The 11429-nt window shown below is 67.0% G+C and carries 13 protein-coding genes; 6 read left to right on the forward strand and 7 right to left on the reverse strand.

The window, feature by feature from the left end; all coding sequences use genetic code 11:
• Positions 1 to 14: 14 nt before the first annotated feature.
• The 5 genes from ACFWAY_RS15775 to ACFWAY_RS15795 all read right to left on the reverse strand — a co-directional run bounded on the left by ACFWAY_RS15775 (position 15) and on the right by ACFWAY_RS15795 (position 6082).
• Positions 15 to 425, reverse strand: a complete 411-nt coding sequence (locus tag ACFWAY_RS15775) for a DUF4233 domain-containing protein (RefSeq protein WP_378452241.1) — start codon at positions 423 to 425, stop codon at positions 15 to 17.
• Positions 422 to 1849, reverse strand: a complete 1428-nt coding sequence (locus ACFWAY_RS15780; RefSeq protein WP_378452240.1) for a bifunctional folylpolyglutamate synthase/dihydrofolate synthase — start codon at positions 1847 to 1849, stop codon at positions 422 to 424. Before ACFWAY_RS15780 ends, ACFWAY_RS15775 begins: the two co-directional genes overlap by 4 nt.
• The gene (locus ACFWAY_RS15785) at positions 1846 to 4554 is read right to left on the reverse strand and encodes a valine--tRNA ligase (protein WP_378511165.1); all 2709 of its coding nucleotides are present in this window, start codon (positions 4552 to 4554) and stop codon (positions 1846 to 1848) included. Before ACFWAY_RS15785 ends, ACFWAY_RS15780 begins: the two co-directional genes overlap by 4 nt.
• A gap of 56 nt (positions 4555 to 4610) precedes the next feature.
• Positions 4611 to 4763, reverse strand: a complete 153-nt coding sequence (locus tag ACFWAY_RS15790; protein ID WP_009474026.1) for a hypothetical protein — start codon at positions 4761 to 4763, stop codon at positions 4611 to 4613.
• Between the two features lie 137 nt (positions 4764 to 4900).
• The gene (locus ACFWAY_RS15795) at positions 4901 to 6082 is read right to left on the reverse strand and encodes a CdaR family transcriptional regulator (protein WP_378511166.1); all 1182 of its coding nucleotides are present in this window, start codon (positions 6080 to 6082) and stop codon (positions 4901 to 4903) included.
• Positions 6083 to 6203: 121 nt separating this feature from the next.
• Between ACFWAY_RS15795 and ACFWAY_RS15800 the strand changes: the two genes are divergently transcribed.
• The 4 genes from ACFWAY_RS15800 to ACFWAY_RS15815 are packed head-to-tail and all read left to right on the forward strand — an operon-like array spanning position 6204 to position 9451.
• The gene (locus ACFWAY_RS15800; protein ID WP_378511167.1) at positions 6204 to 7628 is read left to right on the forward strand and encodes a sodium:solute symporter; all 1425 of its coding nucleotides are present in this window, start codon (positions 6204 to 6206) and stop codon (positions 7626 to 7628) included.
• On the forward strand, positions 7625 to 7774 hold the full coding sequence (locus ACFWAY_RS15805; protein WP_378452236.1) for a hypothetical protein: 150 nt from the start codon (positions 7625 to 7627) through the stop codon (positions 7772 to 7774). The genes ACFWAY_RS15800 and ACFWAY_RS15805 overlap by 4 nt, the downstream gene beginning before the upstream one ends.
• Entirely contained in the window at positions 7767 to 8177 is a 411-nt protein-coding gene (locus ACFWAY_RS15810; protein WP_378452235.1) for a RidA family protein, read from the forward strand. The genes ACFWAY_RS15805 and ACFWAY_RS15810 overlap by 8 nt, the downstream gene beginning before the upstream one ends.
• The gene (locus ACFWAY_RS15815) at positions 8174 to 9451 is read left to right on the forward strand and encodes a D-amino acid dehydrogenase (protein WP_378452234.1); all 1278 of its coding nucleotides are present in this window, start codon (positions 8174 to 8176) and stop codon (positions 9449 to 9451) included. Before ACFWAY_RS15810 ends, ACFWAY_RS15815 begins: the two co-directional genes overlap by 4 nt.
• A gap of 249 nt (positions 9452 to 9700) precedes the next feature.
• On the opposite strand, the gene ACFWAY_RS15820 is transcribed toward ACFWAY_RS15815, so the two are convergent.
• Both ACFWAY_RS15820 and mihF read right to left on the reverse strand, forming a co-directional pair.
• Complete coding sequence (locus ACFWAY_RS15820) at positions 9701 to 9844, reverse strand: hypothetical protein (protein WP_378511168.1); 144 nt, start codon at positions 9842 to 9844, stop codon at positions 9701 to 9703.
• Positions 9845 to 10010: 166 nt separating this feature from the next.
• Positions 10011 to 10322: an integration host factor, actinobacterial type gene (gene mihF / locus ACFWAY_RS15825; protein ID WP_005248100.1), complete on the reverse strand. Its 312-nt coding sequence runs from the start codon at positions 10320 to 10322 to the stop codon at positions 10011 to 10013.
• Positions 10323 to 10536: 214 nt separating this feature from the next.
• On the opposite strand from mihF, the gene ACFWAY_RS15830 reads away from it, so the two are divergent.
• Positions 10537 to 10677 (forward strand): hypothetical protein, encoded by a 141-nt coding sequence (locus ACFWAY_RS15830; RefSeq protein ID WP_378452232.1) that lies wholly within the window; start codon positions 10537 to 10539, stop codon positions 10675 to 10677.
• Between the two features lie 63 nt (positions 10678 to 10740).
• Positions 10741 to 11292: an HNH endonuclease gene (locus ACFWAY_RS15835; RefSeq protein ID WP_378452231.1), complete on the forward strand. Its 552-nt coding sequence runs from the start codon at positions 10741 to 10743 to the stop codon at positions 11290 to 11292.
• The last annotated feature ends 137 nt before the right edge of the window (positions 11293 to 11429 follow it).

An 11429-nucleotide genomic window follows, 5' to 3' on the forward strand; every position in this document is an offset into this window, starting at 1 on the left:
CACAGCCTAAATGGTCAGCCCCGCTGCCCCGGCAGCAGGCCCCGCTCCATTCGCTGGCGGACATTCCGGCGGAAGTAGAGAAGGTATCCCCACAGGATGGCGAAGACCACTCCGACCGACCCGATCGACACGTGGACGAAGAACCCGAGCAGGAGCCCCACCTGCAACAACAGGTTGTACTTCATCGCCCAGGGGCGGCCCTGCAGGCCCGCCCCGAGGATCATGAGCACCGCGAGCCCCACGAGGTACGTTCCGGACCACCAGGTGAGTCCGCCGCCGACCGTCGCGACGACCGGCAAGGCGAGAAGCACCACGATGGCTTCCAGGATCAGAGTTCCCGCGACCACCCCGCGGAATCCCTTCCATGGGTCCTTGGTCGGCGGCCCGAACTCGGGTTCCGAAGCACTCGAGTCCGGCTCGCTCACGCTGGGTCCTTTCCGAAGAGGGTGCGGGCCGCACCGGCGGTCACCACGGATCCGGTGACCACGACGCCCGCCCCCGATACTGCTTCACCGGGCTCGGCGACCTCCTCGGCCAGTCCGATGGCCGTTTCCAGCGCGTCCGCGAGGTTGGGCGCCACGACGACGCGTTCGTCGCCGAACTTGGCGACCGCGAGATCGGCGAGATCGTCGACGTCCATGGCCCGCGCCGAACCGTTGTTCGTGACGACGAGCTCGTCGAACACCGGTTCCAGCGCCGACAGGATGCCGTCGACGTCCTTGTCACCCATCACGCTGACGACGCCGACGAGCTTGCGGAAATCGAACTCGGCGGTCAGGGCGGCGGCGAGCGCACGGGCCCCGTCGGGGTTGTGCGCAGCGTCGAGGAACACGGTCGGGGCGCTGCGCACACGTTCGAGCCGTCCCGGGTTGACGACCGAGGCGAACGCCTCCCGGATTGCGTCCTGGTCGAGCTGCCGTTCCGGGCCCGCACCGAAGAACGCCTCCACGGCCGCGAGCGCGAGCGACGCGTTACGCGCCTGGTGCTCCCCGTGCAACGGCAGGAAGATATCGGTGTAGACGCCGCCGAGGCCCTGGAGTTCGAGCTGCTGGCCCCCGACCGCGATCTGCCGGGCGAGCACCGTGAACTCGGAGCCCTCCCGCGCGACCGCGGCATCCACCTCGACGGCACGGCGGAGCAGCACCTCCATCACTTCCGGCGTCTGCTCGGCGAGGATCGCGACGGCGTCGCGGGGCACGAGCGCGTCCCCGCGGCCCTTCTTGATGATGCCGGCCTTCTCCTCGGCGATCCCGGCCAGATCGTCGCCGAGATACTCGGCGTGATCGAGGCTGATCGGAGTGATCACCGCGATCTCGCCGTCGATGACATTGGTTGCGTCCCAACGCCCGCCGAGGCCCACCTCGACGACGGCGACGTCGACGGGCGCCTCCGCGAACGCGGCGTACGCCATCGCGGTGAGCACCTCGAACTTGCTCATGAGGGGGCCGCCGGCCGCCTGCGACTGCTGGTCGATCATCTGCACGTACGGTTCGATCTCCCGGTACGTGTCGACGTAGCGGCGAGGCGACACCGGGCGCCCGTCGATGCTGATGCGCTCGGTGGCGAGCTGCAGGTGCGGGCTGGTGGTGCGGCCGGTGCGCCGGTGCAGCGCCGTGAGCAGCGCGTCGATCATCCTCGTCACCGACGTCTTGCCGTTGGTGCCGGTGACGTGGATGGCGGGATAGCCGTGCTGCGGCGAACCGAGCACGTCCATCAGGGCCGCGATCCGGGTGAGGGACGGCTCGATCTTCGTCTCGGGCCACCGCTTGTCGAGTTCCGCCTCGACCAGCGTCAGCTCCGCGAGGTCGACAGGGCTGACTTCCTCCGGCGTGAAGTCGGGCGAGGTCACGCGCCTTCCAGCTCCTTCAATCGCTTGGTGATGCGTTCGATTTCTTCCGTCGCGATCTGCTGACGCGTGCGGATCTTCTCCCTGACGGCGTCGGGGGCCTTGGCCAGGAACGCCTCGTTGGACAATTTGGCGGTGGTTCCGGCAAGTTCCTTCTGCGCGGCCGCGAGGTCCTTCTCCAGCCGGGCCTTCTCGGCACCGAGGTCGACGTTGCCGGACGTGTCGAGGTCGACCGTCACGGTCGCCTTGCTCAACCGCACCTCCACCGACGCGGACACCGCGAAACCGTCCTCCGGGTCCGTCAGACGCACCAGCGACGTGATCGCGGCGAGCTGAGTGTCCAGATCGGCCTCGGCGATGCCGCTGATCCGTGCGGGCACCCGCTGCGAGGGTTTGAGCCCCTGATCGCTGCGGAACCGGCGCAACTCGGTCACCAGTCGCTGCATGTCCTCGACACGCTGCGCCGCAACGGCATCCGCGGCGGCCTCGCTCGCCTGCGGCCAGTCCGCCACGACGACGGATTCGTTCTCGGTGAGCGCCTTCCACAGCGTCTCGGTGACGAACGGGATCACCGGGTGGAGCAGGCGCAACAGGGCGTCGAGGACGTTGCCGAGGACTGCCCTCGTGTTCGCCGCGACCGTGTCGTTCTCGGCGAACTGCACCTTGGCCAGCTCGAGGTACCAGTCGCAGACCTCGTCCCACGCGAAGTGGAACAGTGCCTCGCACGCCTTGCTGAACTCGTACCGGTCGAATGAGGCGTCGACCTCCCCGCGCACCTGTTCGAGGCGGTCGAGGATCCACCGGTCGGCGTCGGTCAGCTCGCCGCGCCCCGGCAGCGGCGCCGGCGCGGCCCCGTTCATGAGGGCGAACTTGGTCGCGTTGAACAGCTTGGTCGCGAAGTTCCGTGAGGACTGTGCGTGATCCTCGCCGACGGACAGGTCGCTGCCGGGGTTGGCGCCGCGGGCCAGCGTGAAGCGGAGCGCATCGGCACCGAAGCGGTCGACCCAGTCGAGCGGGTCGATGCCGTTGCCCCGTGACTTCGACATCTTCTTGCCGAACTGGTCACGGACGAGGCCGTGCAGGAACACGTCCTCGAACGGCATCTGCGGTCCGGACTTGCCTTCGCTGAACACCCCGTCGCTTCGCTCGCCCCGCCCCGCGATGGCGTCGTCCTCCGACACGTACGTGCCGAACATCATCATCCGCGCCACCCAGAAGAACAGGATGTCGTAACCGGTGACGAGAACACTTGTGGGATAGAACTTCTCGAGCTCGGGTGTCTTCTCGGGCCAGCCCATGGTCGAGAACGGCCACAACCCGGAGGAGAACCAGGTGTCGAGGACGTCGGGATCCTGCACCCAGCCCTCGGGCGCGGTCTCGTCCGGTCCGAAGCACGCGACCTCGCCGTCGGGGCCGTACCAGATCGGGATCCGGTGACCCCACCACAGCTGACGCGAGATGCACCAGTCGTGCATGTCGTCGACCCAGGCGAACCAACGCGGTTCCTGACTGGCCGGGTGGATGACCGTGTCACCGTTGCGCACCGCGTCACCCGCCGCCTTCGCGAGGGACTCGACCTTCACCCACCACTGCAGCGACAGGCGCGGCTCGATGGACTCACCGGTGCGCTCGGAATGCCCGACGCTGTGCAGGTAGGGCCGCTTCTCCGCGACCACGCGACCCTGCTCGGCGAGCGCCTCGCGCACCTTGACGCGCGCCTCGAAGCGGTCGAGACCGTCGAATTGCGTTCCCGTGTCGGCGATCTTGCCGGTCTTGTCCATGATGGTCGGCATCGGCAGGTTGTGCCGCAGGCCCATCTCGAAGTCGTTGGGGTCGTGCGCAGGCGTGATCTTGACGGCGCCGGTGCCGAACTCGGGATCGACGTACTCGTCCGCGATGATCGGGATGTCGCGCCCCGTGAAGGGATGCTCGAATGTCGTCCCGATCAGATGCTTGTAGCGATCGTCGTCGGGATGGACGGCCACGGCGGTATCACCGAGCATCGTCTCGACACGGGTGGTCGCGACCACGACGTGCGGCTCGTCGTCGTTCAGGGAGCCGTACCGCAGTGAGACCAGCTCACCCTCGACGTCCTCGAACTTCACCTCGATGTCGGAGATCGCCGTCTGCAGCACGGGCGACCAGTTGACGAGTCGCTCGGCCCGGTAGATCAGGCCGTCGTCGTACATGCGCTTGAAGATGGTCTGGACGGCGCGGGACAGCCCGTCGTCCATGGTGAACCGGTCGCGGCTCCAGTCGACGCTGTCACCGATGCGGCGCATCTGGCCGCCGATGGTGCCACCGGACTCGCGCTTCCAGTCCCACACCTTGTCGATGAACAGCTCGCGGCCGAAGTCTTCCTTCGTCTTGCCGTCGACGGCAAGACGCTTCTCGACCACGGTCTGCGTCGCGATGCCAGCGTGGTCCATGCCGGGCAGCCACAGCACCTCGTAGCCCTGCATCCGCTTGCGGCGGCTCAGCGCGTCCATCAACGTGTGGTCGAGAGCGTGACCCATGTGCAGGCTGCCGGTCACGTTGGGCGGCGGCAGGACGATGGAATAGCCCGGCTTGTCGCTGCGAGGGTCCGCGCGGAAGTAACCGGCGTCTACCCAGCCCTGATACAGATCGTCCTCGACGGAACTGGGGTCCCAGCTCTTCGGGAGGGCATCGGCACGGTTCTGGGGATTTTCTGGAGCTGCACTGGTCACCCGTCGAGTCTAATGAACGCGCGGACGACCGACGACGGGGCTACCGGGCCGCCTCGCTACTGGTCGCTGAACAGCGCGCGGTGCACCTCGGTGGCGGTGCGATGCTCCGGGTCGACGGGACGCAGCGCCTCGCCGGCGTCTTCGCCGCCTGCCTGGGATCCTGCGGTGCTGTGCAGCTCGGAGAAGAGCTGCACGTGATGGTCGTTCAAGGGATTCCTCCGGTTCGTCTGCCGCAACCATTGCGGCAACCACTCGAGAGTGTCGAGTATGCATCGAAATCGCCGCCGATCGGCGGCGACACGGCGACGCCGCGCCGGTGGTGTTCACACACACGCCGGCAGGGGGCTCAGCCGGCCCGCTGTGCCACCACACAGGCGAGGTAGAGCGTCACTCCCAGGCCCGGTTCGTCCAGCGGGCGACCGAGGAGCCGGGCGATCTTGTCGAGCCGGTTGGCGAGGGTATTGCGGTGGACGTGCAGCCGCTTCGCCGCCTGGCTGGAGTTGAACCCGCACTCCCCCCAGGCTATCAGCGTCTCCTGCAGGTGCGGCCAGTCGTTGTCGGTGGTCAACCCGCCGAGCACGGCCCGTGACAGTCTGTCAGGAGTTTCCGCAGGTATCACCGACACCGCCTGATGGAGGCGGAACCGGTCGATGTCGTAGACCTGCCCGCGTGGGTCGAGTACCGCGCCGAGCCGGAGCGCGTCGTACGCGTCCTGGGACGAGAGATTGAGCTGCTCGACCCCGTGCGCGATCGAGCCGATCCCCACACGGGTGTCCCATCCCCGTTCGCGGACCAGCGACACATACTTCCGGCACCGGCCCGTCAGAGCCGCATCCGCCGCGGGCGTCGCTGCGGTCACCACGGTGGTGACCGCGACGACCTGCCGGGCGAGCGGTGCGACCAGATCGGTCGCGGAGTCGAAGGCGTCCTGCACGGCGCGCAGGACCCGGTGGGACACGGGCTGCCCCAGGGCGGCGACGTCGTCGGTGTGACTGTCGTAGCCGATCAGCACCATGACCCGGGGAAGGTGCAGATCGTATCCCAGACCTGTTGCCCGCCGCGAGATCTGGGCCTCGGTGAACGTGGAGCGATGCCAGTCACAGATGTCGCGGAGCAGTTCTTCCGCTGCCCGCTCGTAGGTCAGCCGGGTACCGATCCGCGAGGCCTCCTGCATCAGGATTTCGGTCTGCCTCTTGACCACAAGCCCGAACTGTTCGACCTGCTCGGGTGAGCCGGACAGCCCGATCGTGCCCACCACGTCACCGTCGATGACGAGCGGAATGGTGACGCCGGGCAGACTGCCGACGAGGTCGCGGACGTCCGCTGCCGAGTGCGCGATCATGCGCCGCGCACGGATCACCTCGATCGACGCCTCGTGGAACTGGCCGATGCGACGTTCGTCCCCGCTGCCGACCACTGTTCCGGAGGCATCCGTGATGAGCACGTTGAACCCGATGACGTCGGTGATCTCATTCGCGATCTGTTGCGCCAGAGCCTCACTCAGCATCGACAGCCCTTCCGACCTCATCTGGATGATTGTGCATATCGCACAACTGAGTATCGATCTCAGTGTAGATCAAGGTCAACTTGCCTAGTGACCACGGTCACAGACCGTTCCTACGATGGGTTCATCCCAATTAGGAGTTCACATGGCAATCCTCGACTGGATACTTCTCGGTGCCTACTTCCTGCTACTCGTCCTGATCGGCGTCCAGACCATGCGACGCGTCAAGTCGCCGGACGATTTCGCCGTGGCAGGCAACCGAATCATCTGGCCGGTCTTCTTCGGCAGCCTGGCCGCGGCCTTCCTCGGCGGCGGAGCATCGCTCGGCGTCGCCGGCGCCGCCATGCGCGACGGATACGTGTACATGTTCGCCTTCTGCGCGTTCGGCGTTCAGACGGTGCTCGTCGGCTACTTCGTCGCACCGAGACTCAAGAACTACATCGGTGCCCACACCCTCGGCGACATCATGGAGGCACACTACGGCCGACCGGCGAGACTGGTCACCGGCGTACTGTCCGTCGTCCTGTGTGCCGGCATCCTCGGCGCCCAGGCCCTGGCAATCGGTACCGTCGTCAACGCCACCCTCGACGTGCCCACCGTGCCCGCGGTGATCATCGGCATGGGAGTGGTCGTGCTCTACTCCTCGTTCGGTGGGGCGTGGGCGGTAATCCAGACGGATCTGCTGCAGTTCGTCTTCCTGGGAGTGCTACTGCCGGTGGCACTTCTCATCGGGCTCGACGCCGTCGGCGGACCGTCGGCCCTCCTGGACAGTGTTCCCGCCGAGCACCTTTCGTTCATGGGCGACTACTCCCCCGCACAGTTCCTCACGCTCTTCGCGGCACTACTCCTCGGCGAGACGCTGGTCCCACCGTACGCGCAGCGGACGTTCTCCACCCCCGACTCGCGGCACGCCCGTAAGGGCTACGCACTGGCCGGGTTCTTCTCGTTCTTCTTCTTCTTCACCTCGGCGTCCCTCGGGTTGATCGCACTCGTCCTGTACCCGGACATCGAAAGCGATCAGGCGCTTCCGACCGTAGTGATAAATCTGATGCCGGTCGGCGTTCTCGGATTGGTGGTGGCGGCGCTGATGGCAGTCGTAATGTCGACGGCCAGTTCCTATCTCAATTCCACCGCCGTCGTCCTGACCAAGGACATCTACCAGCCACTCAGCCCAACCGAACTGCCACCGTCGAGGCGGCTCACCATCGAGCGGGCCACCAGTGTCGTCGTCGGTGCCGGAGCGACCATCTTCGCACTCAGCGTTCCGTCCATCGTCGACGCCCTTCTCTACAGCTACACATTGTGGGCTCCCACGGTCATCGTTCCGCTGTTCGGCGCCGTGCTGTTCGGCGTGCGGTCCGCTCCGGCGGCACTGTCGGCGATCACGGCGGGCGCGATCGTCACCGCGGTGTGGCAGTGGGGCCTCGACGCTCCGTTCGGACTGGATGGGCTGGTGCCCGGCGTCGTCGCCAACCTGCTCGTCTTCGTCACGGTCGCCGTGGCCACCGCGTCCCGTTATCCGCGCCGGCAGCAGCCTGCCGTCCGCGTCACTGAAGGAGAATTCGCATGATTTCCGTCCTGCTCTATTACGGGGTACCGACCGCCGTCATCGCCGTCACCCTCTGGGTCGGATTCCTCGGCTGGCGCTTCTACGTCAAGGAAGTGCTGCGCGGCGACAACGAGACCACCAAAGCCGGCGAGCGCGACCATGGGTGACATCGTGGACGTTCCCGGCGTGACCACAGCCACCAGCCCATACCCGTCGGCGCGCAGGGTCGGCGACCTCGTATTCGTCTCCGGCCAGGTCTCGTTCGACGACACCGGCAACGTCGTCGGCAACGACGTGGTGGAGCAGACACGTCACTCCCTCACACGACTCGACAGGGTTCTCGCCGCGACCGGCGCAACCTTGCACGACATCGCCTCGGCCACGGTGTATCTCGCGAACGCCGGCGACGGCCCGCGCTTCAACGAGGAATGGATGCGCTGGTTCGCCGCAGAGCACCGACCGGCCAGGGCAACCGTAGTCGCGGACCTGCTGGACCCGAAGCTGCTCGTGGAGATACAGGCCATTGCCGTCACGGGCCGGGGCTCGACCGAAGGAAAGGAAGCGAAATGAAGGTGGCGGTACTCGGAGCAGGGGTCGTCGGTGTGGCGACCGCTCACGCTCTCGCCGAGCGTGGACACGAGGTTCACGTATACGACCGGCGCAGCGAGGTCGCATCCGACACCAGCGCAAGCACCGCCGGACTGATCGCCCCCGGCCACTCCTACGCGTGGGCGTCGCCGTCGGCTCCCACCATGCTGGTCCGATCATTGCTCGGCGCGTCAACCTCGATCCGCGTCCGCCCCCGGGCGGATGCCGAACTCGCCCGGTGGGGTGTGCGATTCCTCCGCGAGTGCACGGCCTCCCGGGCGCGGTCGAACACCCTCGCGAAGCTCCGACTGGCCCGGTACAGCCAGCAGCTGATGGACGAACTCACCGCCCGCGAGAACCTGGAGTACTGCCAGACACGGAACGGCGTGCTGTACCTGTACAGGGACGAAGCGGAACTCGAACGAGCGCAGGTGAACTCGCAGCTGCTCCGCGACCACGGACAGCTGCAGGACGTGCTGGGCCCCGAGGAGATCACGGCCGCGGAGCCCGCCCTTCGGCACGGGACGGCCGCGTTCGCCGGGGCGATCCACGACCGCACCGACGGCACCGGCGACCCGCACCGATTCTCGGTGGGGCTCGCCGAGGAATGCCGAAAGCTGGGGGTCCGGTTCCACCTGGGCACGTCCGTCGTGGGCCTCGAGAGCGACGGCGCGGCCATCACTTCAGCCGTCACCGATCAGGGCGACATTCGCGCGGATGCCTACGTCCTCGCCGCCGGGGCCGCGAGCGCTCTCGTCGCGAGGAGCGTCGGCCTCCGACTGCCCGTTTACCCGGCCAAGGGATACACGCTGACCGCGACCGTCAAGGACCCCGAACGCGCGCCGGTGGTGGGCGGCATCGACGAGAAGACGCTCGTCGCCTGGTCGCGGTTCGGTGACGAACTGAGAATGTCGGCCACCGCCGAATTCGTCGGATACGACCGCAGTCACTCCCCCGCCGACTACGCGGGAATCGTGGACGCGGGAAACGAACTGTTCCCCGGCGCCGTCGACTGGGATACGGCCAGATACCGGACGGGCCTTCGCCCGATGACGCCCGACGGCCCGCCGATGATCGGCCTGGGACGCCGCGACAATCTGTACTTCAACACCGGTCACGGTCACGTCGGCTGGACCATGGCGGTCGGTTCGGCGCGCATCCTCGCGGATCTCGTGGACGAGCGGCGACCGGACATCGACCCGACTCCGTACTCCCCGATTCAGTCCCGTCGACATCCGAGCGGACGAGGCGCGTAACGAAGTGCACTGACCCGACGACTATCCGAGCGTGCCTCCGGAATCGGCGGCGCACCGACCTCGCTGACCGCAACCCCCGACTGCGGTCAGCGAGGTCGGCACACCAGCGCGACGGATGCTTCGCGCTAGCCGCTTTCGGCGTCGCGCTTGGCGAACGCGAGCTGCATTTCCCAGCCCTCGACGTTGCCTTCGTAGGCGGCCGCGCGCCGCTCGGCACTGGGGAGGAAGTCCACGACGAAGACGTCGCCTTCACAGTGTGGTGGTCGTCTTGCCGGGCTCGCCGTCGCCGATGAACCAGCCGGGTTCACTCACCAGCCGGAACACCCGCTCGATGGGGGCATCGATCTGGATCTCGCGCTCGATCCTGTCCTGGGATGAGTCCGGAACGCTCACGATGATCCTCATCCTCACCTCTCGGCAATGTGCTACCTCGCGGTTGCACATCGGTACTCTTTGCGCAACCTTCAGGTTGCACTCGCCGAGGGCAGAGGGCAGGAAAGACGCGTCCGGGCGCCCGCCCGTCGCCGGAAGGCGGTGGGGCGGGCACCCGGGGAACGTGTCAGCTGAAGTGCGCCAGCAGGGCGTCGCGCTGACGGTCGCCGAGGCCACGGAGGCGGCGCGTCGGAGCGATCTCCAGGTTGGCCATGATCTCCTGGGCCTTCACCTTGCCGATCTTCGGCAGGGCTTCCAGAATGGCGCTGACCTTGGTCTTTCCGATGATGTCGTCGACGTCGGCCTTGGAAAGGACCTGCTTGAGGGTGATGTCGCCGGACTTGAGCTTGTCCTTGAGCTCTGCGCGTGCCTTACGAGCGGCGGCGGCCTTCTCGAGAGCTGCTGCCCGCTGTTCGTCAGTGAGCTGGGGAAGTGCCACGATGTCTCCTTCATTCGGGGTACGTATCGAACACCGTAGCGAGAGAACCGCTACTTCACCGCATCCATCGGACGTGTCGCGCGTCCTGTCCGATTCGACAGGCCCCGGCTCACGGGTCCGACGGCGCGAAAAATGCCAGGACGCGGGCGGCGCGCTGTGTGATGCTCGACGTGTTCCGATCGGTTCACACGTCGAGTTCGGGAAGGAAGTAGCGATGCGCGCACTGCCCACAGCCCACACAGCCCGGTTGCAGCCGTCACGCACGGGCGCAGCCTCCTCCTTCCCCGCCGGCAGGCAAGACGAACGCGGGATCATGCCCGCCCCGAAGACCTACCGCTCCGCCCGGCACGCCTGACTCGGCTTCCGTCGCCCGGCGTGCCCCCACCGCCGCGAACCGACGACAGAACCGAGATCTCCCGTGAGGCACCCCACCCGTAACCCACCCGGCAGCACCCTCGACGCCCGCAACTGGTCGCGAGCGGGTGTGCTGGTCCTCAACGTCACGTACGAGGCCCTCTGCGAGATTCCCGCGGAGCGCGCCGTCGTGCTGATCAGCGTCGGTGCGGCCGAGACGGTCGCCGATCGAGAGCCTCCGTTCCCGATTCGCTCGCAACGCGTCGAGATCAGCCTGCCGCAGACCATTCGACTGCTGCGTTACGTCTACGTCCAGCACTCCGTGCTGGTGACCGACAGCAGCCGCGCGACGTTTGCGGGCGTCTTCCGGCGCGACCGCAATCGCTGCGGCTACTGCGCCGAGCCGGTCGCGACGACCATCGACCACGTGCTGCCGAGGAGCCGCGGCGGCCCGAACACGTGGGCCAACCTCGTCGCCTGCTGCGTCCCCTGTAACCAGAGGAAGGCCGACCGCACACCGGAGGAGGCGGGAATGCCGCTCCTCTGGGAGCCGAAGGCGCCCCGGCACATCGAGAAGGCGCAGCGGCAGATCTGGAGGGATCTCGCGGCGGTCTAGCCGCAATACCGTTTACTTAGAATCACACGGCTGTTATTCTCGAGCCCGTGCCACGTGTGGGATGGGTGAAGCCGAGCAGTGATCAGCGGTTGTCTGATCACATTTCGTTGGGGGTGTTGACCAGGGTTTTTCCGCCC

This window comes from Rhodococcus sp. NPDC059968, assembly GCF_042738615.1.
Classification (GTDB): Bacteria; Actinomycetota; Actinomycetes; order Mycobacteriales; family Mycobacteriaceae; genus Rhodococcus_F.